The sequence below is a fragment of the Amycolatopsis camponoti genome (genome assembly GCF_902497555.1).
Taxonomy (GTDB): Bacteria; Actinomycetota; Actinomycetes; order Mycobacteriales; family Pseudonocardiaceae; genus Amycolatopsis; species Amycolatopsis camponoti.
Genome location: NZ_CABVGP010000001.1, coordinates 3,160,308 through 3,186,004 on the forward strand (window position 1 = coordinate 3,160,308; position 25,697 = coordinate 3,186,004).

The 25,697-nt window shown below is 72.2% G+C and carries 14 protein-coding genes; 9 read left to right on the forward strand and 5 right to left on the reverse strand.

Features of this window, described 5'->3' with window-relative positions; all coding sequences use genetic code 11:
• Together AA23TX_RS15020 and AA23TX_RS15025 are read left to right on the forward strand one after the other, a co-directional pair.
• A complete protein-coding gene (locus AA23TX_RS15020; protein ID WP_155543137.1) occupies positions 1-2,070 on the forward strand; it encodes an ATP-binding protein in 2,070 nt (689 codons plus the stop codon).
• Positions 2,063-2,359 carry a hypothetical protein gene (locus AA23TX_RS15025; protein WP_155543138.1) on the forward strand — a complete coding sequence of 99 codons (297 nt, stop codon included), beginning with the start codon at positions 2,063-2,065 and terminating at the stop codon, positions 2,357-2,359. Before AA23TX_RS15020 ends, AA23TX_RS15025 begins: the two co-directional genes overlap by 8 nt.
• 11 nt (positions 2,360-2,370) lie before the next feature.
• Here AA23TX_RS15025 and AA23TX_RS15030 read toward each other — a convergent pair whose 3' ends face one another.
• Both AA23TX_RS15030 and AA23TX_RS15035 read right to left on the reverse strand, forming a co-directional pair.
• Positions 2,371-3,111 (reverse strand): hypothetical protein, encoded by a 741-nt coding sequence (locus tag AA23TX_RS15030; protein WP_155543139.1) that lies wholly within the window; start codon positions 3,109-3,111, stop codon positions 2,371-2,373.
• The gene (locus tag AA23TX_RS15035; RefSeq protein ID WP_230862499.1) at positions 3,111-6,695 is read right to left on the reverse strand and encodes a hypothetical protein; all 3,585 of its coding nucleotides are present in this window, start codon (positions 6,693-6,695) and stop codon (positions 3,111-3,113) included. The genes AA23TX_RS15030 and AA23TX_RS15035 overlap by 1 nt, the downstream gene beginning before the upstream one ends.
• A gap of 119 nt (positions 6,696-6,814) precedes the next feature.
• On the opposite strand from AA23TX_RS15035, the gene AA23TX_RS50720 reads away from it, so the two are divergent.
• Positions 6,815-13,171, forward strand: a complete 6,357-nt coding sequence (locus AA23TX_RS50720) for a type I polyketide synthase (RefSeq protein WP_155543140.1) — start codon at positions 6,815-6,817, stop codon at positions 13,169-13,171.
• On the opposite strand, the gene AA23TX_RS15045 is transcribed toward AA23TX_RS50720, so the two are convergent.
• Both AA23TX_RS15045 and AA23TX_RS15050 read right to left on the reverse strand, forming a co-directional pair.
• The gene (locus AA23TX_RS15045) at positions 13,150-13,962 is read right to left on the reverse strand and encodes a SigB/SigF/SigG family RNA polymerase sigma factor (protein ID WP_155543141.1); all 813 of its coding nucleotides are present in this window, start codon (positions 13,960-13,962) and stop codon (positions 13,150-13,152) included. The two genes, AA23TX_RS50720 and AA23TX_RS15045, sit on opposite strands and share 22 nt — an antisense overlap.
• A gap of 146 nt (positions 13,963-14,108) precedes the next feature.
• Entirely contained in the window at positions 14,109-15,101 is a 993-nt protein-coding gene (locus tag AA23TX_RS15050) for an SdiA-regulated/phytase-like domain-containing protein (protein ID WP_338422496.1), read from the reverse strand.
• 255 nt (positions 15,102-15,356) lie between these two features.
• Between AA23TX_RS15050 and AA23TX_RS50725 the strand changes: the two genes are divergently transcribed.
• The 4 genes from AA23TX_RS50725 (at position 15,357) to AA23TX_RS15070 (ending at position 23,584) form a co-directional block, all read left to right on the forward strand.
• Complete coding sequence (locus AA23TX_RS50725) at positions 15,357-19,340, forward strand: rhamnogalacturonan lyase family protein (protein WP_155543142.1); 3,984 nt, start codon at positions 15,357-15,359, stop codon at positions 19,338-19,340.
• Positions 19,341-19,402: 62 nt separating this feature from the next.
• Positions 19,403-20,614: a PucR family transcriptional regulator gene (locus AA23TX_RS15060; protein ID WP_155543143.1), complete on the forward strand. Its 1,212-nt coding sequence runs from the start codon at positions 19,403-19,405 to the stop codon at positions 20,612-20,614.
• A 203-nt stretch (positions 20,615-20,817) separates the two neighbouring features.
• Positions 20,818-23,097 (forward strand): molybdopterin cofactor-binding domain-containing protein, encoded by a 2,280-nt coding sequence (locus AA23TX_RS15065; protein ID WP_230862500.1) that lies wholly within the window; start codon positions 20,818-20,820, stop codon positions 23,095-23,097.
• Positions 23,098-23,107: 10 nt separating this feature from the next.
• Positions 23,108-23,584 (forward strand): (2Fe-2S)-binding protein, encoded by a 477-nt coding sequence (locus tag AA23TX_RS15070; RefSeq protein WP_155543145.1) that lies wholly within the window; start codon positions 23,108-23,110, stop codon positions 23,582-23,584.
• Positions 23,585-23,638: 54 nt separating this feature from the next.
• Here AA23TX_RS15070 and AA23TX_RS15075 read toward each other — a convergent pair whose 3' ends face one another.
• Entirely contained in the window at positions 23,639-24,433 is a 795-nt protein-coding gene (locus tag AA23TX_RS15075; protein ID WP_155543146.1) for a MerR family transcriptional regulator, read from the reverse strand.
• 78 nt (positions 24,434-24,511) lie between these two features.
• Between AA23TX_RS15075 and AA23TX_RS15080 the strand changes: the two genes are divergently transcribed.
• Positions 24,512-24,874: a nuclear transport factor 2 family protein gene (locus tag AA23TX_RS15080; RefSeq protein WP_155543147.1), complete on the forward strand. Its 363-nt coding sequence runs from the start codon at positions 24,512-24,514 to the stop codon at positions 24,872-24,874.
• Between the two features lie 27 nt (positions 24,875-24,901).
• On the forward strand, positions 24,902-25,690 hold the full coding sequence (locus tag AA23TX_RS15085) for an SDR family oxidoreductase (protein ID WP_155543148.1): 789 nt from the start codon (positions 24,902-24,904) through the stop codon (positions 25,688-25,690).
• The last annotated feature ends 7 nt before the right edge of the window (positions 25,691-25,697 follow it).

A 25,697-nucleotide genomic window follows, 5' to 3' on the forward strand; every position in this document is an offset into this window, starting at 1 on the left:
ATGAGCGGACTGGCGGTCGAGCACCTCCGGGTCCGCCTGGCGGAGCTGCACCAGGCGCTGCGGGTCGCCGTCGCGCACCAGTCGGCGGCCGCGGCGGTGCTGACCCGCCCGGACCTGACGCCGTTCTGCGTGACGGACGAACAGGTCGACACGTTGCTCGATCGCGTGGACGCCTTCACCGAGGCGATGACCGAGCCGCCGTCCGCGCCGCGCCCGGACCCGGAGTCCGAGCAGCACCTGCGGCGCCTGGCCGCGGCGCGCGGGGTGACGTTGCCGCTGGACGCCCTCGCGACCCGCTACGGCCTGTCCCGCGTCGAGCAGGACGCGCTGCTGCTGGTGGCCGCGCCGGAGCTGGACCCGGGCTACGAGCGCGTCTACGCGTACGTGGTGGACAACCTGAACCGGCGGGCGCCGTGCGTGGAGCTGCTGGTCACCGTGGTCGCGGAGGCCCCGGCGGACCGTCTGGCCGTCCGCCGGCTGCTGGGCTCCTCGGGCCGGTTGCGCCGCTACGGCCTGCTGCGGGCGTACGGGGAGGCGCCGAATGAGCCGGCCCGGGAACTGGCCCTCGGCGGCGGGGTGTTCGAGTACCTGATGGGCTGGGGCGGCGACGTCGGGATCCTCGGCCACGACCCCGGCGAGGTGACGCACCCGGAGCGGCCGGTGGCGTCCCCGTACCTCCGGTCGGACCGGCTGATCGCCCTCGGCCGCGCGCTGGCCGCGGGCGACGTCGACGTCGTCGGCCTGTGGGGGTGTTCCGCCGACAGCCAGCCCGACGCGGCGCGGGCGCTGGCGACCGCGGCCGGCCGGCCCCTGCGGCGCGTGACCGCGGACGTGGCGCAGGACCTGCGGACCGCCGCCGCCCTGAACGCGATCCTGTGGGTCCCGGCGGACCGCGACTTCGACGAGGCGCTGGTGAGATCCGGCGTGCCGCTGTGCCTGACCGGCGTGAACCCGTGGCGCCCGCCCGGGCTGCTGGCCGCCCGCACCTACGCGGAGCTGACGATCCCGGCGCCGGACTTCCCGGAACGCCGGGAGATGTGGTCGTCCGCGTTCCCGGTGCTGGATCCGGACGTGCTCGAGGACCTGGCCGCCCGCTACCGCATGAGCGGCGGCGACCTCCGCGCGGTGGCCGCCGTCGCCGACGCCGGTGCGCGCCTGTCCGGCACCGGCGGCCCGGTCGCCGAGCACGTGGAGCCAGCGATCGCCACGGTGACCCGCGGCCGCACCAGCGGGGTGGTGCAGTCGATCATCCCGCGCCGCACCGCGGAGGACCTGGTGCTGCCGGAGGCCCAGATGTCCCAGATCGCCGAGATCGCGTCGGCGTTCCGCGCGTGGCCCCGCATCGCGGAGTCCTGGGGCTTCGCCTGCAAGTCGACGACCGGCGGGGTCAAGGCGCTGTTCACCGGCGAGCCGGGCACGGGCAAGACGATGTCGGCGGAGGTCGTCACCGGGATGCTGGGCCTGGAGCTGCTGAAAGTGGATCTGGCGCAGGTGGTGTCGAAGTGGGTGGGCGAGACGGAGAAGAACATGGAGGAGGTGTTCCGGCAGGCCGAGGAGAGCCACGCGGTGCTGCTGTTCGACGAAGCGGACGCGCTGTTCGGCAAGCGCGGCGAGGTCAAGCAGGGGACCGACCGGTACGCCAACCTGGAGGTCGGCTACCTGTTGCAGCGCCTCGAAGCGAGCGACGGGCTGATCATCTTGACGAGCAACCTCAAGGAGAACATCGACCCGGCGTTCACCCGGCGGTTCCACTTCGTGGTCCACTTCCCGCGGCCCGGTCTCGCCGAGCGCCGCCGCCTGTGGGAACTGGCGTTCCCGCCGGAGGCGCCGCTGGACCCGGAGGTCGACGTGGAAGTGTTGTGCCGCTTGGACATGACGGGCGCGGGCATCGCCTCGGCGGCCCGCACGGCGGCGTTGTCCGCGGCCGACAGCGTCTCTTCGTCGATCGGCATGCGTCACGTCGTGCGAGGAGTTTCCCGTCAGTTCCAGCGCGAGGCGCGGTTGTTCCGCCCGGCCGAGCTGGGCCGGTACGCTGGACTCCTGACCGACAACGGGAGTGCGCATGCCTGAACTGATGCCCCCGCAGACCAAGCCCGCGGTACCGGTGACCGCACGTGAACTCCGGACCGCCGCGGCTTCGGATCGGGGCAAGGAGAAGCTCGTCCTGGTGCCCGCGGTGGTCGGCAACGCCCAAGCGGCGAAGACGGCTACGGACGGCAGTGCGAAGACGGTGCCTTCGCATCTGGCTTCGACGTTGGCCGCGGGGCAGGACCGGGTGGGCAACGCCGCGATCGCGGGAGCGGCGATGCGGGTGGTGCCGATGGCGGTGCCGGCGAAGGACGCCTGCCCGAGCTGCTGACGCCGGGGTGGTCACCCCGCGCCGTGGCCGGCGAACGAAGCCAGGTGCTGGACCAGGCCGTTCCTGATGACCGTGATCCGGCGCTCGCCGGGCAGGTCCACGAACGGGCACCCGGACGGTCCCTCCCGCAACGCGGCCGACTCGTCGCCCGGCGCCAGCCACAGCAGCTTGCCGGAGCGGAGCCACGGTTCGAGCTCGAAGTCGTAGTCGGCGACCCGGGGGATCGCCCAGTCCCAGCCGCCCGGACCACCCCCCTGGTAGATCAGGTACTTGTTCGTGCCCCACAGGTTCACCAGCCGGGTCTTGTCCGGCAACGGCCCGAAATAGCTGATCGTCCACCCGGTGTGCGCGCCGACCGGCACTTCGGCGAGCACCGCCCGCACGTCCGGGGCGTCCAGGATCCGCGGGACGACGAACGGCACGTCCGGGCCCGGCACCACCGGGAACCGCGGGTGCTCCACCGGATCGGCCAGGCGCATCGCGCCGGTCATGGCCAGCCACTCGGGCGGTCGTGCCGACGACGGGCGGCGGATCGGCTTTTCGTAGTCCCAGAACCGGCCGTCGAGGCCGAACACGTCGATCGGCCAGCGCACCGGTTCGCCGGTTTCCGGGGACCGCGCGACCGTGATGTCCGGCAGGAGGGCCCGGTATCTGCGGTTGACGTCCTGGACGCGGTGGGGGTCCGGTGACTTCTGCCCGGCCAGCCGGTCGCCTTCGGCCAGCAGCCGGGCCCGTTCGGCGGGAACGTCCACTAGTCCGGCCTCCCCGCGGGCGGGTGCCACGGCCGCCGGTCCGTCCACTGCGGGGTCTCCGCCACGACGAACCGCATCGGCTGGCCCGGCGCGAACCGCACGAGGCCTTCGCCGCCGCCGCGCTGGTGTTGCCGCACGAGCTTGTCGCGCATTTCCCGCTCGTGCGGGTCCCGGGGGTTCCAGCGCACGACCGCGCCGTGCATCACGCCGAATTCGCGCTCCCGCATGTCGTCGATGAGCAGCTCGTACTCGTCGATCGGGATTTCGGTGCCGTCCGGACGGCGGATGTCGTACAGGTCGTGGTCACCGGCGATGGGGTGGCGGGCCTGGTTCTCGTCGTAGCCGTGCACGACGTAGCCCAGCACCTCGAACCGGCCGGGGCCCAAGGGTTTCCGGGCCAGCTTCTTCATCTTGGCACCGTACTCCTGACGTTCCTCGACCCGCATGCGGTGGCGCTTCCGGCCCGCTTCGACGTCGGCCCGTTCCAGACCCCGGCGTTTCGGTTGCGGCACGGCGTTGACGAAGAACCCGACCAGGCCCCGCTTCTCCGGCTCGATGCCGAGGAACGTGTCGGATCGCTGGATCGTCTTCGCCTTGATGTCCACCGGTTTGTACCAGGCGCCGCGCATGAGGTGGCGGATCGATTCCGGGTTGGTCGGCCGGACTTCGATGATCAGGTCGTTCGCGTCGGCGAACTGCTGGAACTTCCGGCCGTTCTTGACGAGGATCCCGTAGTCCGCCTGCGCCTTCTTCCGGCTCAGCGGCGAGTTCTCCGGCCGGCTTTCCTTCGCCGGGTTGATGGTCGCGGCGAAGTGGATGACGTGGTGGTCGCCCTCGCGCCGGTCGACCACGAGCTTCAAGGCGGTCAGCCGGTGCCGGCGCCGGATCGGCGGGAGGCGCTTTTCGATCTCGTCGACCGGCATGCCGGTGCGGACCAGCTCGTGCGCTTCGCGGAGCGCGGCGTCGAGCGCGCCCTTGTCCCGCTCGGGGCGCTTCTCCTCGCGCTTGTCCCCGGGCCGGCGCGCGGCGGGGCGCTTCTTCGGCTTGAGCTTGGCCCACAGCTTCTTGACCAGGCCCACGATCTTGTCGACGACCCAGTCGATCGCCTTGTTCACCGGACGGGCGAGCTTCTGGAAGATCTCCTTGACCTTGCCCGCGATGCCGCCCAGGCCCAGCAGCGCGGCCAGCGCACCGATCAGCACCGGAATCGACCGCGCGAGCGCCTTTTCCACCAGGCCGGCCACGCCACCGGTCCCGCCCTTGGCGATCGCGATCACCGCGTCCAGGACCGTGTTGACGAACTCGATGATCTGCTTGCCGTTGGTGACGATGAACCTGATGATGTCGATGATCATCTTGCAGGCGCGGATGAACGCCGACGCCGGGTTGAACAGCGAGATGATCCACGTGATGCCCGCCAGGAGGATGGTCGGCAACAGGTACGACACCAGGTTGTCGATCAGGGTCTTCTTCAGGTCGCCGACCCGGGATTTGAGGTCGTCCCACAGCGCGCGCACGCCGTGTTTCCGCACCTCGGCGATGATCGGCAGCGCCGCCTGACCGGCCTCGATGGCCGCCATGGCCTGGCGGGGGGCCTTCCGCTTGATCCGGGTCAGGAGGTTGGCCCCGGACAGCCCCAGCAGACTGGCCAGCAACACCAGGATGCTCACGACGTCGAAGCTCGTCGGCAGCTCGATCCCGGCGGTGGCCGCCGTCCCCAGCAGCCACGACAACACTCCCTGTTGCAGGTGCGCGAGAGCGTTGTTCTTGAACTGCTTGAGCCCGCCCCCGACCGCGGACACCAGGTTGCCCAGGAAGCCGATCGGGTCCTTGAGGATGCCCAGCACCGCCTGTGCGGCCTTCGCGAGCACCCCCAGCAGCAGGTCCTTCAGCTCGAGGATCGTCTTGATGACGCCCTTGACCGCGTCCAGGGCCTTGTCGACGAGGCCCCGGTTCTTCTCCTTCTCCGCGGCGATCTCGGCGTCGACCGACTTGACGGCGTCGGTGTACTTCGTGGCCAGCGTGTCGACCAGCTCGGTGCTCTTGTCGTCGACCGACCGGGTCAGCTCGTCGAACTTGTCGGCGAAGCCGGCGGCCGCCTCCGTGCCCAGCGCCTTCAGGTCCTTCGGCAGGCTCTCGACCGCCTTCCGCAGTTCCGCGCGGCCCGTCGCGATGCGCTGCTTCGCCCGGGTCAGCTCGCGGCCGATCGTGTCCGCGACGGCCGAGATGACGCCGCGCATCCGCTTGACGTAGTGGTCGCGCGCCTCGACGAAGATCCGGTTCGCTTCCTCGGGCAGCCCGAACAGCTTGTCGTGGCCCCACTTGACCAGGCCCCACCCGCCGCTGTAGCGCCGGTCCTTGTACTCGTCCATCTTGCGCCGGTGCTCGGCGGTGAACGCGTCGCGCGCTTCCTTCTCGCCCTTCGTGAACTGGTCGTCGACGAGCTTGTCGAGGCCCGTGAGAATGCCTTCGACGTCGGTCTTCATGGTGTCGAAGACCTTCTGCAGCAGGGCCGTCACCTCGGCGCGCTTGTCCTGGTCGCCGGTCTTCGCGGTCTCCTTCCCGCCGTCGACCAGCCGGCCGGTGCCCGCCCGCCGGGCGGTGATCGCGCCCATGGCGGCGGCGCCGAAGTGCTTGGCCCGCGCGGTGGTCTGACGCAGCTGCCGGGTCTCGTTCTGGCGGAGCTCGGGTGGCGTCGCCTCCGAATGCTGCTCGGCGACCTTCTTGTCCTTCAGCGCCGGGCTGAACCCCGGGTCCGTCGCCATCTGCTTTTCGGTGACCTGGTTGTCGGCCATCTCCTTGTCGACACTCGCCGGGCCCGCGGAGAGGTCGGTGGCCGACGGCGGCAGCTTGTCCGGCGCCGCGTTCGCCGGGTCGGGCGTGGCCGGGGTGCCCGGTGGGCGGTCGGCCGTCATGGGCACGACCGGCTTGACCTCGGCGACCGAGGTGTCCGGCGGCGCCGCGGTGGTGTCGGCGATCTGCCGGGCCGAGTCCGTCTTGCCCTCGCCGACCTTGCCCTGGACCTCCGCCTTGATCTCGGCCGGCTTGCCGGACCCGGCGAAGTCGTCGGCCTGTTCGAGGTTCTTCGGCGCCTTCTCGGCGATGGCCTTCTCGACGGCCTCGATGAAGGCTGCCTTGTCGAAGTCCTTCGGCTCCGCCTCGTTCATCTTCTCGGCGTTGGCCGTCTTGCCCTGCGCCACCTCGTCGTCCTTGGGCGGCACCGAGGCCTTCTGCGCCGACGTCGCTTCCTGGTTCGCCGGCGGATGGGACTTCGCGACCGTGTGCTTCTTCCGCGCGACGTCCTTCTTCAGCACCGCGAACTTCGGGTCCGCGCCCGGGCTCCTGGCCAGGCCCGCCGCCACCGCGCCGTTGCCGACCTTGTCCTGCGAGTCCTTCCGCGACGGGTCGGCGAGCGGCTTCCGGTCACCCGCCCGCAACGCCGCCAGCGCCGCGGCGTTCGACGGTGGCAACCGATCCGGCGTCCGCGGCGGTGGACGGTCCCGCACGGCCGCCGCAGCGGTGGCCGTCGCCGCGTCCACCGTCAGCGCGGGGAGCTTCGCGCGAACCTTCGGTGGCGGCGGCATGGGGCAGCACTCCTCCCGCTGCGGGAACCCCGGACAGCGTCGCAGCCGGCCGTCACCGGGGCGTCGCGGAAACGTCCCCGCGTGGCCGGGGAGGGGAAAACTGCGGTATACCCGGAGCGGTGGAAGAAATCCGGGCCGGGCTCGTCCGGCCGCTCGCCGCCGCGTTGTCCGCCCATCCCGGTGATCGACCGGCCTACTCGGACGGCACGCGGACCATCACGTACGGGCAGCTCGCCGACCGCAGCGCGATGTACGCCGCCGCGCTCGGCGTCGCGCGGGGCGATCGGGTGCTCGTCCACGTCGGCAGCCGGGTCGAGTTCGCCGAGTACCTGATGGCCGTCCTGCGCGCCTCGGCCGTCGGGGTCCCGGTCAGCACGCGGGCGACCGAAGCCGAGCTGGCGCACATCGCCGACGACTCCGGGGCGACGCTGCTCGTCACCGAGGCGAGGCACGCGGAAATGGCGCACCGGCTCGGCGAAAACCGGAACCTGCGGGTTCTGGTCGTGGAGGATCCGCCGAGTCGCACGGAGTCCCGGCCGAGAGACGATCTCGGCCTCGACGAACCCGCCTGGCTGCTCTACACCTCCGGCACCACGGGCCGTCCCAAGGGGGTCCGGCTTTCCCAGCGCGCGATGCTGTGGTCGGCCGCCGCGGGGTACGTCCCGAGGTTCGGGCTGACCGCGGACGACACCCTCCTGTGGCCGCTGCCGACGCACCACGCCTACGCCTTGTCGCTGGCCTTCGCCGCGACCGTCGCGGTGGGCTGCCACACCCGGTTCGCCGAAAGTGTTTCCCCGGACCTGTTCGCCGCCCACCCCGGCTGCGTGCTGGCCGGCGTTCCGGCCACCTACCTGCGCCTGCGCCAGGAGCACGACGGCCCGCTGGGAGCACCGCGGCTGTGCCTGACGGGTGGTGCGCCGTGCACGCCGGCGACGCGGGCCGCGGTCCGCGACCTGTTCGGCACCGAGCTGCTCGACGGCTACGGCAGCACCGAGACCGGCGGCAAGATCGCCGTGGAGGCGCCGGGCGCGCCCGGGCTGAGGCCGCTGCCCGGCATGGAGGTCCGGATCGACGCCGGCGAGGTGCTCGTCCGCGGTCCGGGGCTGATGCTCGGCTACCACCGGCAGGCCTCGCCGTTGCGCGACGGCTGGTACCCCACCGGAGACGCGGGCCGCCTCGAAGACGGCAGGCTCGTCCTCGACGGGCGGGTCGACGACGTCATCGTCTGCGGCGGCCAGAACGTCCACCCGGCCGAGATCGAGGCGGTGCTCGAGGAGTCGCCGTCGGTGCGGGACGTCCTCGTCGCCGCCCGGCCCGACGACGTCGTCGGCGCGGTCCCGATCGCCTTCGTGGTCCCCGGGCCGGACGGGTTCGACGCCGAGGAGCTGCGGCGGCTGTGCCTGAGCCGGCTCTCGCTGTACAAGGTCCCGGTCGCCTACCTCGAGGTCGGCGAAATCCCGCGCACGCCCTCGGGCAAGCCGCGGCGGAACGTCCTGGCGAGCGCGCCGGAACCGCCGGACCTGGCCGCGGTCGTGCGGGCCGAGCTGGTCGCGCTGTGCGGCCACGACGGCGGCGACGGCTGGCGCGACCGGCCCTTCACCGAGCTCGGGCTGTCATCCCTGGCCGGCGTGCAGTTCCGGCACCGGATCACCGCGCTCACCGGCGTGCCCGTCCCGCACTCGCTGATCTACGACTTCCCGACGCCCGGCGAGGTCATCGCCGAGCTGGCCCGCCTGGCCTCGGGCAGCTGGGCGACGCGGGCGCCGGCGCGGCCGGTGCCCGCCGACGAGCCGATCGCCGTCGTGGCGATGGCCTGCCGGTTCCCCGGCGGCGTGCGCTCACCGGAAGACCTCTGGCGGCTCGTCGCTGACCAGGTCGACGCGACGAGCGAGTTCCCGGCCGACCGCGGCTGGGACCCCGACGAGCTGTACGACCCGGATCCCGACGCGCTCGGCCGGTCGGTGACGCGCCGCGGCGGTTTCCTCGACGGCGCGGGGGACTTCGACGCGGGCGTGTTCGGCATCTCGCCCCGGGAGGCGCTCGCGACCGACCCGCAGCAGCGGCTGCTGCTGGAGACGTCGTGGGAAGCGTTCGAGCGGGCCGGCATCGACGTCGCGACGCTGCGCGGCAGCGACACCGGCGTGTTCGTCGGGGTGATGAACGAGGACTACGCGAGCCGGTTCACCACCCCTCACGAGCTCGAAGCGTGGCTGGGCATCGGGTCTTCGCACGCGGTGGCCTCGGGCCGGATCTCCTACACCTTCGGGCTGACCGGCCCGGCGCTCACCGTCGACACGGCTTGCTCGTCGTCGCTGGTCGCCCTGCACCTCGCGGCGAAAGCGCTGCGCGCGGGCGAATGTTCGCTCGCGGTCGCCGGCGGGGCGACGGTGATGGCGACCCCGCGGACCTTCCTGGCCTTCAGCCGCCAGCGCGGCCTGTCCCCGGACGGGCGCTGCCGGTCGTACGCCGCCGGGGCGGACGGCACGGCGTGGTCCGAGGGCGCCGGCGTCCTCCTGCTGGAGCGGCTGTCCGACGCCCGCCGCCACGGGCACCCGGTCCTGGCGCTCCTGCGCGGCACGGCGGTGAACGCCGACGGCGCGTCGAACGGCCTGACCGCCCCGAACGGGCGCGCGCAGCAGGCCCTGATCGCGGCGGCCCTCGCCGACGCCGGGCTGACCGCGGCCGACGTCGACGCCGTCGAGGGCCACGGCACGGGCACGTCCCTGGGGGACCCGATCGAGGCGGAGGCGGTGATCGCGGCCTACGGGCGCGACCGGGACGGCGACCCGCTGCGGCTCGGTTCGGTGAAGTCGAACCTCGGCCACACCCAAGCCGCCGCCGGGGTCGCCGGCGTGATCAAGATGGTGACGGCGTTGCAGCACGAGCAGCTTCCGCCGTCGCTGTACGCGGACGAGCCGAGCCCGCACGTCGACTGGGCGGGCAGCGGGGTGGCCCTGCTCGACACGGCGCGGCCCTGGCCGCGCACGAGCCGGGTCCGCCGGGCCGGCGTGTCCGCCTTCGGGATCGGCGGTACCAACGCGCACGTGCTCGTCGAAGAGGCACCGGCGCCGGAAGTCCCGGCGCCGCAAGCATTTCCGGCGGCACCGCTGCTGCTCAGCGCGGCCGACGACGCAGGGCTGCGGCGCGTCGCGGCCGGCTTGGCCGAGGTCGGCGGCACCGCCGACGTCGCCTACACCCTCGCCCGCCGGACGCCGCTCAAGCACCGCGTGCTGGTTACCCCGGACGCCGTCCGGGATGTCGCCGAAGGCCGCCTACCCGGCCGGACCGTGCGCGGCGGGACCCGGCTGGCGGTGCTGTTCAGCGGGCAGGGCGCCCAGCGCGCCGGGATGGGACGGGAGCTTTCCGAGCTGTTCCCGGTGTTCGCCGGCGCCTTCGAGAAAGCCTGCGACGCGATCGGCGGCCCGGTGCGCGACATCGCGTTCGCCGGCGGCGAGGCGCTGGACCGCACCGACCACGCGCAGGCCGCGTTGTTCGCCTTCGAAGTCGCCCAGTACCGGCTCTTCGAGTCCTGGGGACTGCGCCCGGACGTGCTGGCCGGGCACTCGGTCGGCGAGATCGCCGCCGCGCACGTCGCCGGCGTGCTGTCCCTTCAGGATGCGGCGACGCTGGTCGCCGCGCGCGGCCGGCTCATGGCCGGGCTCCCGGGCGGCGGGGTGATGATCGCCGTCGAGGCCACCGAAGCCGAGGTGGCGCCGCTGGTGGTTGACGGCGTCTCGATCGCCGCGGTCAACGGCCCGCGCTCGCTCGTCCTCTCCGGTGAGGACGCCGCGACAACGGCCCTGGCCGCCCGCTTCGGCGGCGGGACGCGGCTGCGCGTCAGCCACGCGTTCCATTCGCCGCTGCTGGCCCCGATGCTCGACGAGTTCCACGACGTCGCCACCGGGCTGAAGCACCACCGGCCGTCCCTGCCGCTGGTCTCGTGCCTGACCGGGCAGCTCGTCGACGAGCTCGAGCCCGGCCACTGGCGCCGCCACGCCCGCTCGGCCGTGCGGTTCGCCGACGCCCTCGCCACGATCGCCGCACCCGGCCCGGTCATCGGCTTGGAGATCGGCCCGGCGCCCGTGCTCAGCCGCATCGCGGCCGGCACCTCGCCGGCGACCATGACGGGCAGCGGGGTGCTGGCCGCGGCCGGCGCGGTGCACACCGCGGGGGTCCCCGTCGACTGGCGCGCGGTGTTCGCCGGCAGCGGCGCCCGGATCACGGCGCTGCCCACGTACCCGTTCGAGCGCACCCGGTACTGGCTCGACCCGCCGTCGCCGCCGGAGCCGGCGGGCGGCGACCACGCGGTCCTCGGCCCGGCCCTGGTCGCGCCCGACTCGCCGCGGATCGTGCACGGCGGCTCGCTCGGCCTTCGCCGGCACCGGTGGCTCGCCGACCACGTCGTCGGGGGAGCGGTCCTCGCGCCCGGCACGGCGTTCGTCGAGCTGGCCCTGCACGCCGGCGGGACGGCCGTCGAGGAGCTCACGATCGAGGCGCCGCTGCGGCTCGACGCGGGCGAGGACGTGCACGTCCAGGTCGTCGTGGACGGGCCGCACGTCGACGTCTACGCCCGGCGTCCGGCGGACGAGCGGTGGCGGAAGCACGCGGGCGGCCGGCTGCGCGCGCGTGGGCCCCGCCCGGCCGGGTGGACCGGGGAGTGGCCGCCGCCGGACGCGGCGGAAGCCGACGTCGCCGAGGCCTACCGCGCGCACTCTTACGGGCCCGCTTTCCGAGCCGTGCACCGGTTGTGGACGCGGGACGAGGAGTTCTTCGCCGAAGTGGAACTGGCGCCGGACGTCGGCGGACGGTTCTCACTGCACCCCGCCCTGCTGGACGCCGCCGTGCACGCGACGGCGCTCGCCGAGGGACCGGGCGCCGAGCCGAGGGTGCCGTTCCTCTGGAGCGGCGTCGAGGTCCACGCGCCCGGCGCGCGGCGGGCCCGGGTGCACGGCGTCCGCCTAGGCGCCGGCGCCGTCCGCGTCACGCTGTTCGACGACGACGGGAATCCGGTGGCCCGCGTCGCATCCCTGACGACGCGGCCGATGGCGGCGCGGGACACGATGCTCTACCGTCCACAGTGGATTCCGCTGGCGCCGGTCGCGGCCGGGGAACCGGTCCGGGTGGTGGAGATCGAGCCCGGCGACGTCCGGGCGGCGGCCGGCCGGGCGCTCACCGTGCTCCACGACTGGCAGGACCGCGGCGACCGGCTGATCCTCGTGACCAGGAACGCGACCGGGCCGGATCCGGACCTCGGCGCCGCGGCGGTCTGGGGTCTCGGGTGCGCCGCGGCGGCGGAGTACCCGGGCCGGATCAGCCTGGTCGACCTGGAACCCGGCTTCCCGGTGGAGCGGGTGGCCGACGTTGTCGGCGGTAGCGCGGAGCCGCAGATCGCCATCCGCGCCGGGACGCCGCAGGTGCTGCGGATAGCGCGGACGGCGCCGTCCGACGGCCGGCCGTTCGGTCCGGACGGGACGGTGCTGATCACCGGCGGGACGGGCGCGCTCGGCCGGGCGCTGGCCCGGCACCTGGTCACCGCGCACGGCGTCCGGCACCTGCTGCTGGTGAGCCGGCGCGGGCCGGCCGCCCCCGGCGCCGAAGAGCTGCGGGCGGAGCTGGGTGCGGCAGTGCGGATCGTCGCTGCCGACGTCACGGACCGCGCCACCGTCGAGCGATTGGTCGAGAGCTGCGACCCGCCGCTGACGGCGGTGGTGCACAGCGCGGCGGTGGTGGACGACGGGGTCCTGGCCGCGCAGACGCCGGAGCGCCTGGACACGGTGCTGCGCCCGAAGGTGGACGCGGCGGTGGTGCTCGACGAGGTGACCCGGCACCGGCCGCTGACGGCGTTCGTCCTGTTCTCGTCGATCGCCGGAGTGTTCGGCAAGGCGGGTCAGGCCAACTACGCGGCCGCCAACCGGGTCCTGGACGCGCTGGCGTCCCGCCGCCGGGCGGCCGGGCTCCCCGCGTTGTCACTGGCGTGGGGGCTGTGGGAGCTGGGCACCGGCCTCGGCGACCGCATCTCGGCCACGGCCAAGCGGCGGATGCAAGCGTCCGGCGTCGAAGGGCTCACCGAGGAGCAAGGCCTGGCGTTGTTCGACGCGGCGCTCGGCTCGCCCGAGCCGGTACTGGTCCCGGTCCGGTTCGACCCGTCGGCCGCGCTGGCCCCGCTGACCGGCGGGTCACGCGCCGTCGCCCCGCGCCCGAGCTGGCCGCGGGACCCGGCCGAGCCCGAGCTGCGCGAGCTTGTGCGCGCGGAGGTGGCGGCGGTACTGGGCCACCCGGACGCGGCGGTGATCGCCGACGACCGGTCGTTCCTCGAACTCGGTTTCGACTCCCTGACGGTGATCGAGCTGCGCACGCGCCTGACCGGGTTGTCGGGAACCGACCTGCCGGCCACGGTCGTCTTCGACCAGCCGACCGTGGCCCAGCTCGCCCGCTTCCTCCGGGAGCGGGGCGGTCAGTCGGCGACGATCCGGTGACGCAGTTGTTCCAGCGTCTTCGTCAGCAGCCGCGACACCTGCATCTGCGAGACGCCGACGCGCTCGGCGATCTGGCTCTGCGTGAGCTCCTCGACGAACCGCATCTCGATGATCGCGCGTTCACGGGGCGGGAGGCCCGCCATCGCGGCCTGCAACGTCAGGTGGTCGTCGGATTTGGTGTACGGGGACTCGTGGTCGGCGAGCTGGTCGGCGACCGTGACGTCGGTGCCGCCGCGGGCGGGGGCGTCGAGGGACGCCGGCTTGTAGGCCTCCGCCGCGAGGAGTCCTTCCCGGACCGTCTCGACGTCGATGTCGAGGTGGGCCGCGAGCTCGCTCGGGGTGGGGGAGCGGCCGAGGTCGTGGGCCAGCTCGCCGGTCGCCCGGGCCAGGGTCTGCTGCAGTTCCTTGAGCCCGCGGGGCACGCGCATCGACCAGGCGCTGTCGCGGAAGTGCCGGCGGACCTCGCCCATGATCGTCGGGACGGCGAAGGACAGGAAGTCGCGGCCCTTGCCGGGGTCGTAGCGGTCGACGGCGTGGATCAGGCCGGTCCGGGCGACCTGCACGAGGTCGTCGTAGGACTCGCCGCGGCCGCCGAAGCGCTTGGCGATGTTCTCGGCGAGCTCGAGGTGCTCGGTGATCAGCCGGTCGCGCAGCCCGGTCCGGCGCGGGTCCTCGGCCGGCAGCCGGCTGTGCTCGTGGAACAGCGGAACGCAATGGGCGAACTGGTTCGACCGCCGCGGCGTGGACGCGACGAGCGTCGCGGGGGGTCGCTCCGGTGCTCTGACAACCATGGTGCCCACATACCCAAAGCCGTCCGGAATCACACGAAGCGGTGAGGGCGACGACGGGTATTGGTGCACTCGGAGTAACCGGTGTGCGCGGCGAAAACTCGCCTGGTTACCCACTTTTCCGGCGGTGAAACCTCGCCGGGCGTCGGTCAGTTCCCGCCGCAGGGCAGCGCTCCGGCGCGCAGGGCGTGGCCGCCGTCGTTCGCGTCGTCCGCCCACACCACCGCCTTGCGCCCGGCGGCGCACGTCGAGGGCGGGGCGATCGCGAACCCCTCGTTGTTGTAGTCCGGCATCTTCGACGGCCGCGCGTACGTCGCCGACACCGTGAACTGGCCGCCGGCGAGCTTCAGCGTCGCGGACTTCCCGCCGCACGTGTCGTCGCAGACCGACCAGAGGCTTCCCGTTTCCGGGTCGAACTCCAGCTCCATGACCTTCGGAAACCCGGACGCGATGGTCGCCACGCGGGTGAACCCGCCGCCCGCCTGGTCGAGCGCGTAGGCGTAGATCTTGCCTTCGTCCTCGAGACCGACGAAGTAGAGGCCGGTGCCGTGGCCGGCGTAAGCCGCCGGGTCGTAGGCCGCCTTCGTGCGGTCGTCGCGGAAGCCGCCGGCGGTCAGGAACGCGTCCGGGACCCAGGTGATGCCCTCGAAACCGCCGTTGTCGTCGACCGAGGGCAGGTCATCGGTGAGGTCCCACTCCGCGACCGCGTTCAGCGACTTCGACGACGACGCGGTGTCGAACCGCAGCACCTTCAGCAGGCTGCCGTCTTCGTCGTTGTCACGCTCGGTCGCCGCGAACACACCGTCGGGCGTGGCCACCACGCCTTCGGCGTCCGGGTCGCCGCTGCCACTCCGGTAGTGCAGCTTCTTGCCGCCCGGCCAGCCGCTGTCCGGCGTCCACGTGCTGCCCTGGTGGACGAGCCGGTACAGGGTGCCGGGGCCGTTCTTGACCGCCCACAGCACGTCGGGGCCCTGGAACGACAGCCCGCTGAGGTTCTCGCCGAAGACGCCGGCGGCGTCGGCCACGGTGACGGCCGGATCGCCGGGCCACTTCGCGGTCGCGGCCCGCGCACTGCCGGGGGAGGCGGTGAGGAGGGCCGGAAGAAGGATCGCGGGGGCGATGAGCCGGAGGGAGATACGCACGTCGTGCTCCTGAGGGGCGGGGCGGCGGCGTCGGGAGATGATCTTGACGAAGGGGACTGTACCCACCGCGGGTGGTGGGCGCATCCGCCGAACGGACTGGGCCATTCGGGTCGTGTCCACTGTGGACGACGAGGCGAGTTCGACGACGTGGTCGAATCCGCCGATACTTTCGCTCGGGTGGCGGAGCCGTTACACTCCCGTGCTGGGAGCGCTCCCAGGTCGACTGTCCCTGTCGTATTTCTCCAGGAGGTCGGTATGACCCGGCGTTTCTCCCGGGCGCTCGTGGTCGGCTTGCTCTTCGCCGCCTGCGTCGTCGCTCCCTCCCCGGCCACCGCCGGAACCACCGCGGCACCCACGCGGATCATGGCGCTCGGCGACTCCATCACCGGCTCGCCCGGGTGCTGGCGCGCGCTGCTCTGGCAGCACCTGCAGGCCACCGGCCACACCGACGTCGACTTCGTCGGGACGCTTCCCGCCCAGGGCTGTGGCTTCACCTACGACGGCGAGAACGAGGGCCACGGCGGGTTCCTCGCCACCGGCATCGTCCGGGACAACCAGCTCCCAGGCTGGCTTTCCGCCACCCGGCCGGACATCGTCCTGATGCACCTCGGCACCAACGACGTCTGGAACGGCATCGCGGCGAGCACGATCCTCGACGCCTACACGACCCTGCTCGGCCAGATGCGGGCGAGCAACCCGGCGACGAAGCTCGTCGTCGCGAAGATCATCCCGATGAACCCCGCCAACTGTGCCGCCTGTGCCCAGCGGGTCGTCGACCTGAACAGCGCGATTCCCGCCTGGGCCCAGGCGCACAGCACCGCGGCTTCGCCGATCACCGTCGCCGACCAGTGGACCGGCTTCGACACCGCGGCCGACACCACCGACGGCGTGCACCCGAACAGCACCACCGGCATCCAGAAGATGGAAAGCCGCTGGTACCCGGCCCTGGTCGCGGCGCTGCCCACCAGCACGGCGGTGGCGGGCCTGCACGTCAGCGGCACCCAGGTCGCCGAAGCGAACGGCGCGGCGTTCGTCATGCGCGGCGTCAACCACCCGTACGCCTGGTACCCGAGCCAGACCGGCGCCTTCGCGGACATCAAGTCCTTCGGGGCCAACACCGTGCGCGTCGTGCTCGGCAGCGGCCAGCGGTGGGGCCCGACGTCGGCGGCCGAGGTCGCGAACGTCGTCTCGCTGTGCAAGCAGTCCCGGCTCATTTGTGCGCTGGAAGCGCACGACACCACCGGATACGGCGAGGAGGGCGCGGCCGCGAGCCTGGACCAGGCCGCGAGCTACTGGATCAGCGTCGCCAGTGCGCTGAAGGGCCAGGAGAACTACGTCGTGATCAACCTCGGCAACGAGCCGTTCGGAAACAACCAGCAGGTGAGCGCGACCTGGGCGAGCGCGACGAGCAACGCGATCACGCGGCTTCGCGGCGCCGGCCTGGAGCACCTGCTGATGGCCGACGCGCCGATGTGGGGCCAGGACTGGCAGAACATCATGCGCGACAACGCCGCCTCGGTGGAGAACGCCGATCCGCGGCACAACACCGTGTTCTCCCTCCACATGTACGGCGTCTACGACACCGCGGCCGAGATCACCGGGTACTTCGACGCCTTCCGCACCGCCGGCCTGCCGCTGGTGGTGGGGGAGTTCGGGAACATGCACACCGACGGCAACCCCGACGAGGACACGATCATGGCCCAGGCGCAGGCCCGCGGCCTCGGTTACCTCGGCTGGTCGTGGAGCGGTAACAGCAGCGACGTCGCCTACCTCGACCTGGTGAACAACTTCAACGCCGCCAGTTTGACGGCGTGGGGAGAGCGCTTTCTGAACGGCACGAACGGTGTCCGCCAGACGTCGAAGGAAGCCACGATCTACGGCGGCGGCACCGCGGACACCGTGGCCCCGACGACGCCGGGCACGCCGTCCGCGTCGGCGGTGACGTCGACCGGCGCCACGCTGAGCTGGAGTGCCTCGACCGACAACGTGGGCGTCACCGGCTACGACGTCCTCCGGGCGACCGGCAGCGGCACGTTCAGCCAGGTCGGCACGACGGGGACGACCACGTTCACCGACACCGGCCTGACCGCCTCGACGACCTACCGGTACCAGGTGCGGGCCCGTGACGCGGCGGGGAACGTTTCGGCGAACTCCTCGGCGGCGACCGTGACGACCGCCGCGGGCGGCACCGGGACGTGCAGGATCGGCTATTCCGCGCCGGCCTGGGGCGGGGGCACCGGGTTCACCGCCTCCGTGACCATCACCAACACGGGCACGGGCACGCTCACCGGCTGGACGCTGGCCTTCACCTACGCCGACGGCCAGCGCGTGACCCTGCCCGGCTGGGGCGCGACCTTCACGCAGAACGGCGGCGCGGTCACCGCCACCAACCTGTCCTGGAACGGCACGCTGGCCCCGAACGCGTCGACCGGCATCGGCTTCAACGGCACGGTCACCGGGGCCAATCCGGCACCGGCTTCGTTCACCCTCAACGGAAGCCCTTGCACGACCGCGCCGACGTTCGACAAGCTGAACCGCGGGGTGGTCAGCGTCCACACCGCGGCGGGGAACCAGGTCGGCTGGCGGCTGCTGGCCGACGACCCCGCGGGCGTGGCGTTCGCCGTCTACCGCGACGGCACGAGGGTGACGCGGACGCCCGCCGGTGGGCCGACCGGCTTCCTCGACGCGGGCGCTCCCGCCGGGGCGAACTACACCGTCCGCGCCGTCGTCGGCGGTGTCGAACGCATGTCGGCCTTCGCCGCGGAGAAGTCGCTGACCCTGGACAGCACAGCCGCGGCGAGCACCCGGGACGTGCCGATCCAGATCCCGCCCGGCGGCACCACGCCGTCCGGGGAGAGCTACACCTACGCCGCGAACGACGCGAGCGTCGGCGACCTGGACGGCGACGGCCAGTACGAAATCGTCCTGAAGTGGGATCCGAGCAACGCCAAGGACAACTCGCAGTCCGGCTACACCGGGGACGTCTACGTCGACGCCTACCGGCTGGACGGCACCCGCCTCTGGCGGATCGACCTGGGCCGCAACATCCGCGCCGGCGCGCACTACACGCAGTTCCAGGTCTTCGACTACGACGGCGACGGCCGGGCCGAGGTCGCCATGAAGACTGCCGACGGCACGCGGTCGGGCACCGGGCAGGTCATCGGCAATGCGAGCGCGGACTACCGCAACTCGAGCGGGTACGTCCTGTCCGGACCCGAATATCTGACGATGTTCAACGGCCAGACCGGCGCCGCGATGTCCACGGTGAACTACGACCCGCCGCGCGGCACCGTGTCCTCGTGGGGCGACAGCTACGGCAACCGGGTGGACCGCTTCCTGGCCGGCACCGCGTACCTGGACGGCTCGCACCCGAGCCTGATCATGTCCCGCGGCTACTACACCCGGACCGTGATCGCGGCCTGGGACTTCCGGGGCGGCACGCTGACCGAGCGGTGGAAGTTCGACTCCAACTCGGCCGGGTCGCAGTACACCGGCCAGGGTGACCACCAGCTGGCCATCGCCGACGCGGACGGCGACGGCCGCGACGAGATCGTCTTCGGGGCCATGGCCGTCGACGACAACGGGAGTCCACTGTGGAACACCCGGCTCGGCCACGGCGACGCCATGCACGTCGGCGACCTCATCCCGGGCCGCGCCGGCCTGGAAGAGTTCAAAGTGGACGAAGACACCTCGAAGCCGGCCGCCTGGATGGCCGACGCGAAGACCGGGCAGATCATCTGGCAGAACGCGTCGTGCTCCTGCGACAACGGACGTGGCGTGTCGGACGACATCTACGCGGGCAGCCCCGGCGCCGAGTCGTGGTCGTCCGCGGTGTCGGGGCTGCTGAACACGAGCGGGCAGAACATCGGCCGGAAACCGTCCTCGGCGAACTTTGTCATCTGGTGGGACGGCGACGCCCAGCGCGAGCTGCTGGACGGCACCCACATCGACAAGTACGGCACGAGCGCCGACACCCGGCTGCTGACCGCGTCCGGTGTGCACGCGAACAACGGCACCAAGAACACGCCGTCGTTGCAGGCGGATCTCTTCGGCGACTGGCGCGAGGAGGTCGTCTGGCCGACGTCGGACAACCGCGCGCTGCGGATCTACTCGACGACCGACCCGACGAGCATCGCGCACGTCTCGCTGATGCAGGACCGGCAGTACCGGGAAGCCGTGGCGTGGCAGAACACCGCCTACAACCAGCCGCCGCACCCGAGTTTCGCGCTGGCGAGGTGAGCGGGAAGCCCGGCCGCGACGTAGGCTGATCCGCCGGCGAGAGCGCGACGGTGGTGGTGCGGATGGGCGAGGCACGGGCGGCGGCCCGGGAGACCGCGTGGTCGCTCGCGGCCAGGGTGCTGGACGAGCTCGACGAGCTCACCGGCGCCCTGGTCGCCGTCATCGTCGAGCAGAACCCCGGCTACCGCGTGATCGACGTCGTGCCCGACGACGACCTGTGGCGCTCCTGCCACGACAACCTCCGCCGGGTCCTGCAGCTGATCGGCCGGGGCCCCGAAACCACCGAGGACCTCTACGACGCGGCCAAGGCGACCGGACGGCGCCGGGCCGAGCAGCAGCTGCCCCTCGACGACGTGCTGCGCTCGTTCCGGATCGGCGGCCGGCTGGTCTGGCAGGCCCTGACCGAGAAGGCCCGGGCGACCGGGTACGTCAACAACGAGGCCATGCTCGACCTCGCGACCCGCGTCTGGGAGGTCGTCGACGCCACTTCGGCCCAGGTGGCGCTGGCCTACCACGTGGCCGAGCGGAGTTTCGTCCGCGCCGACGAGCAGCGGCGCGCGTCGCTCTGGGAGGGCTTGCTGCAGGGACGGGCGGCCGACGCCGGGTTCGCCTACGAGGCCGGCCGCGCGCTGCGCCTGCCGATTTCGGGACCCTACGTCGTCGTCGCGGCCGCCGGTCCCGGTGACGCCGCCTTCGCCGAGCCGCTCGGCTCCGCCCTCGAGGACCTCGGGTCGGCGTCGGCCTGGCAGTCGCGCGCGGACGTGCTCGTCGGCCTGGTTTCGCTGCCGGGCCGCGAGGTCGCCGACGCCGTCGCCGCGATCGGGTCCGTGCTGACCGTGCCGGCCGGCGTGTCCCTGGTCGTCGACGGGCTGGCCGCCGTGCACACGGCCTACCGGCAGGCGGTGCTGGCGATGCGGACGGTGCCGCCGGGCCGCGTCGACGTCGTGTGCCTGGCCGAGCGGCTGCCCGAAGCCCTGCTGCTCAGCTCGCCCGAACTGACCGCGTCGCTGCAGCAGAACTGGCTGGGCGGCCTGCTGGACCTGCGGACCGCGGAGCGCGGCCCGCTGCTGGAGACCCTCGCGACGTGGGTCCGCACGGGTGGTTCGGCGACCCGCTCGGCGCACGCGCTGCACTGCCACCGCAACACCGTGCTCAACCGGATCCACCGGATCGAAGAGCTGACCGGCCGGTCGCTGACCGGCGGTGACCTGGCGCTGGAGCTGGCCCTGGTCGTCCGCGCGCTGCCCTTCCTCCCGCCACCGCGCGTGCCGTGACCGGTACCCGCTGTGCACAGTGCACAACGACACTAGGCCAAATGTAGGCACTCAGATCCTTCATTCGGTGGCGTGATGTGTGTAACACTCCGGCCGGCGGTGCTCAGGCCCGCGCTTCTCCCACACCGTCGTTCGAGAGGTCCCAGCCGCTCATGCCCGAACACGACCCTTCCGTCCCACTACCCGGGTCCGAGCCACGCTCCATGGCCCGCCGCCGCTTCCTCGGTTTCGTGCTCGCCGCGCCGACGCTCGCCGTCGCCGCGCAGGTCGGGGGCGCGGAGCTGGCGCCGAGCAAGGCCGACGCCGCGATCCCGTCGCTGCCCCAGCCCGAGGACATCTTCGACCTCGGCGACCTGCAGAACCTCGCCGCGCTGCCGACGTCCGGCCTGATCAGCGTGCAGATCGGCGCCGACGGCCGGGCCGCGTTCGCCGTGCCGCGCGCGGAGGTCGGCCAGGGGATGACCACCGCCGTCGCGATGATGATCGCCGAGGAGCTCGACCTCCCGCTGGACAAGATCGACGTCACGCTGGCCGACGCCCGGCCCGAGCTGCTGATGAACCAGCTGACCGGCGGCTCCAACTCGATGCGCAGCATCTACACGCCGGTCCGGACCGCCTCGGCGATCGCCCGGCAGCGGCTGATCGCCGCGGCCGCCGCGAAGTGGGGCGTGCCGGCGTCGCAGCTGACGACGTCCGGCGGGGTCGTGCGCGGCTCCGGCGGCCGCACCGCGAGCTACGGCTCGCTCGCGAAGGCCGCCGCCTCCGCCACGACGATCAGCGTGGCGGCGACGCTGAAGCCGCAGTCGCAGTTCACGGTGCTCGGCACGCCGCAGAACCGCCTCGACGCCCACGCCGCGGTCACCGGCACCAAGCAGTTCACCCTCGATCTGGACGTGCCGAACGCGCTGCCGACCATGGTCGCCCGGCCGCCCACGATCAACGGCACCCCGCGCGCGATCCTCAACGCGGCCGAGGTCGAGGCGATGTCCGGGATCACCGACGTCGTCGCGATCTCCCACGGCGTCGCGGTGCGCGGCCGCACGTTCGGCCAGTGCATCGACGCGATCCGGGCGTTGAAGGTGACCTGGGGCGCGGGCACGGTCGACGGCGAGTCCGACGCGACCGTGCTCAAGAAGCTCAAGGCCGCGCAGCTGCCGATGGCCGTGCCCGGCCTGCTCGACCAGTACATCGACGCGGAGTTCACCTTCGCCGCCGCCAGCAACAGCCCGCTGGAGACCGGCGCCGCGATCGCCGACGTCCGCCCGGACCGCGCGGAGATCTGGTCGTGCCTGAAGGTGCCGATCGTCGCCCAGGAGGAGATCGCCAAGCTGCTGGGGCTGCCGCAGGACGCGGTCACGGTGCACGTCACCCAGGGCGGCGGCTCGTTCGGCCGCCACCTGTTCCACGACGCGGCCGCCGAAGCGGCGGAGGCGTCGCAGAAGATGGGCAAGCCGGTCAAGCTGATGTGGTCGCGCACCGACGACTTCCGCCAGGGCCGCATCCACCCGATGTGCGTGTCGCGCGTGCGGGCGACCTACCTGCTCGGCAACGTCGTCAGCTTCGAGCAGCGGCACACGAGCGTGCAGACGGAGTTCAGCCACGGGCTGGGCGAAATGATCACCGCGACCGCCGCGAAGCTCCCGATCGCCGGCAACCTCAGCTTCGCCGAGTCGATCTTCCTGCTGAGCCAGTCCTCGCCGTACAACTTCGGCGTCACGACCCAGCTGCTCAACGAGATCCCGCTGAAGTTCAACACCGGCAGCATGCGCAACATCTACTCGCCCAACGTGGTCACCGCCGAAGAGCTCGTCGTCGACCAGCTGGCGAAGAAGTTCGGCAAGGACCCGGTGGCGTTCCGCCGCGAGTTCCTCAAGGACGACCGGCTGCGCGCGGTGCTCGACAAGGCCGTCCAGGTCGGCAACTGGGGCCGTGCGCTGCCGGCCGGGGTGGCGCAGGGGATCGCGTTGCACGCGGAGTACCGCGGCGCGGTCGCGGTGCTCGTGGAGATCGACTGCCGCCCGGCGACGGTCAACCGCCCGATCCGCGACGGCGTCACGGGTCCGCGGGTGACGAAGGCGCTCGTCGTCGTCGACCCGGGCTTCGCGATCAACCCGCGCGGCCTCGAAGCGCAGATGATCGGCGGCCTCAACGACGGCATCGCGATGTGCCTGACCTCCAGCATCCACATCAAGGACGGGCTCCCGCTGGAAGGCAGCTGGGACAACTACTTCTACACCCGGGAGTGGAACACCCCGCCCGAGACGCAGGTCGTCGTCATGCCGAACACGTCGTCGAGCCCGAGTGGCGCGGGGGAGCTGGCGGTGGCGCCGTCGTTCGCCGCGGTCGCCTGCGCCTACGCCCGCGCCGTCGGGAAGATGCCGACGTCGTTCCCGATCAACCACGGCACGCTGAGCTTCGAGCCGTTGCCGCTGCAGCCGTCCACGCCGCCGTCGCCGACCGACGGCCTCGACCACGCCTACTAGGAGCCCCGCTGTGCCGAACCAAACGTTCAAGGTCAACGGCCGCGTGGTCACCGTCGACGCCGACGACGACCTCCGGCTGCTGTGGGTCCTGCGCGACCTGCTGGGCATCACCGGCCCGAAGTACGGCTGCGGGCTCGACGTCTGCAAGGCGTGCACCAGCCACATCAACGGCAAGGCGTTCAACCCGTGCTCGGTGCGGGTGGCCGACATCAAGGAGACCGACGAGATCACGACGATCGAGGGCCTGCCCGCGACGGTCGGCAAGGACCTCCACCCGATGCAGCAGGCGTGGCTCGACCGCGACGTGGCCCAGTGCGGCTACTGCCAGCCGGGCCAGATCATGGCGGCGGTGGCGAAGGTCCGCCAGGCACAGGCGGCGGGCCGCGACATCACGGACGCGGACCTGGACGAGATCCGCAACATCTGCCGCTGCGGCACGTACGCCCGCATCCGCGAAGCGGTGAAGGCGGGCGCGAAGAACATGTGACCCCGGTGATCGTCGAGGACGCCTTCGCCGCGCTGAAGGCGTCCTCGACGAGCTTCAGGTGACGCGGAAGACCGGCCAGCCGATCTCGGTGCGCCACGCAGCGGGATCGCTCGCGTCACGAGGGCCGGCCACGTAGACCTCCCGCACCGGCCCGGCCACCGACATCGCGTTCTCCACCACCCAGGTCCCGAGTTCGCCGTACGTGACCTCGATGCCGTCGTGCTCGCCGACGTGGGTGGTGACGGCCAGTTCCGCGGCCGGGAGAACTGCGGGGTGCACGCGTCCGGTGCGAGGTGGCGCGGCGGTCGGCAGGTAGACGAGCATGCGACCGCGTTCCTGTTCGAAAAGGGCGTTGTCGTAGCAGCCGCCCGGCGGTCCGGTCACGGCGGCGCCGACGGCCGCCTCCAGTTCGGCCATCGCGCCCGCGTACCAGGTCTCGACGTCGCTGTGCCCGACTACGGCCTCCACCGCCGCGACCGTCCGGGCGGGCTCCGCCCGCAGTTCGACGTCGATCGGCGCGGGGTCTGGCCGGAGCAGGCGCCGCAGCGACACGACCGCGGCCCGGGTGCGGTCGAGCACGTCCTCGAGGCGTTGCAGGTGGTCCGCGACCAGGGCCGCTCGGACACCGGGGTCGGGGGTCCGCAGGATTCGCTGCACGTCGCTCAGGGGGACGTCGAGCTCGCGGAGCCGGTGGATGACCTGCGCGGCCGGGATCTGGTCGATGCCGTAGTAGCGGTAACCGGTGGTCTCGTCCACCACGGCGGGCTCCAGCAGGGCCGCCTCGTGATACCGACGCAGGGTCCGCACGCTCAAGTGGGTCAGCCGCGAGAACTCGCCGATGCTCAGCACCTCTCCATTCTGGACTCTCCCCCCGGGAGAGAGTCCACGGCTTGACCCTCCCACGCCGCGAGCTCACACGATGGGCTCATGACACAGCACACCGATCTCCCGTCCGATCCGCTCCCGGCCACCGTTCGCGAGTTCTTCGCCGCCCACGTCGTCCGCGACGCCGACACCGCCTCGTCGTTCCTCACCGAGGATGCGGTGCTCGTCGACCAGGGCGAGACCTTCCGCGGCAAAGAGGAGGCCCACGCGTTCCTGCGGGACGCCGGGTCCGAGTTCGAGTACACGACCGAGCAGATCGGCGCTCGCCGCGTCGATGACGCCCGCTGGGTGGTGACCGTGCGGCTCGAGGGCACTTTCCCGGGTGGTGTCGCCGAGCTCGACTACCGGTTCGCGTTGCGGGATGACCTCGTCGCCGAACTCGTCATCGCCAACCACGCAGCCTGACCTACGTCGATTTCAGTGGAGAGAGAAATGTCTGGTTCACATCGTGATCGTCTCGACGGTCGCCGGGCGCTGGTCACGGGCGGTTCGAAGGGCTCGGGCAAGGCCGTCGTGGAGAGGCTGCGAGAGCTGGGTGCCGACGTGTACGTGACGGCGCGAACGATGCCCGAGGGGTACGAGCACCCCGACCGGTTCATCGAAGCGGACACGACGACGATCGAAGGCACCGACGCGGTGGCCGCTCGCATCGCCGAGGCCGGCGGCGCACTCGACATCCTGGTGCACGTCGTCGGAGGCGCGTCGACGCCGGCCGGTGGGTTCGCGGTCATCACCGATGACCAGTGGCTCGCTGAGCTGAACCTCAACTTCCTGGGAGCGGTGCGGCTCGATCGAGCTCTGCTCCCGGCGATGATCGAGTCCGGGGCGGGCGTGGTGCTGCACTTCACCTCGATCCAGCGCGAACTACCCCAGTACGACGCGTCCCTGGCGTACGCGGCAGCGAAGGCCGCTCTGCGCACGTACAGCAAGGGACTGGCCAACGAGCTCGCGCCGCGCGGCGTACGGGTCAACGCGATCAGCCCCGGTGGGATCGAGACCGAAGCCTACGAAAGGTTCGTGGACCGGATCGCCGAGGGCAACGGACTCACCCGGGAAGCAGCCAAGCAGACCATCTACGACTCCCTCGGAGGAGTACCCCTCGGACGGTTCGCGAACACCGGGGAAATCGCGGACCTCGTCGGATTTCTGGTCTCGGACCGCGCCTCGGCGATCGTGGGCGCCGAGTACGTGATCGACGGCGGAACCGTTCCGACCGTCTGAACCGGGA

Coding starts and splice junctions, on each gene's coding strand:
- AA23TX_RS15020 (WP_155543137.1), top strand. CDS start 1: ATGAGCGGACTGGCGGTCGAGCACCTCCGGGTCCGCCTGGCGGAGCTG.
- AA23TX_RS15025 (WP_155543138.1), top strand. CDS start 2,063: ATGCCTGAACTGATGCCCCCGCAGACCAAGCCCGCGGTACCGGTGACC.
- AA23TX_RS15035 (WP_230862499.1), bottom strand. CDS start 6,695: ATGCCGCCGCCACCGAAGGTTCGCGCGAAGCTCCCCGCGCTGACGGTG.
- AA23TX_RS15045 (WP_155543141.1), bottom strand. CDS start 13,962: ATGGTTGTCAGAGCACCGGAGCGACCCCCCGCGACGCTCGTCGCGTCC.
- AA23TX_RS50725 (WP_155543142.1), top strand. CDS start 15,357: ATGACCCGGCGTTTCTCCCGGGCGCTCGTGGTCGGCTTGCTCTTCGCC.
- AA23TX_RS15060 (WP_155543143.1), top strand. CDS start 19,403: ATGGGCGAGGCACGGGCGGCGGCCCGGGAGACCGCGTGGTCGCTCGCG.
- AA23TX_RS15065 (WP_230862500.1), top strand. CDS start 20,818: ATGGCCCGCCGCCGCTTCCTCGGTTTCGTGCTCGCCGCGCCGACGCTC.
- AA23TX_RS15080 (WP_155543147.1), top strand. CDS start 24,512: ATGACACAGCACACCGATCTCCCGTCCGATCCGCTCCCGGCCACCGTT.
- AA23TX_RS15085 (WP_155543148.1), top strand. CDS start 24,902: ATGTCTGGTTCACATCGTGATCGTCTCGACGGTCGCCGGGCGCTGGTC.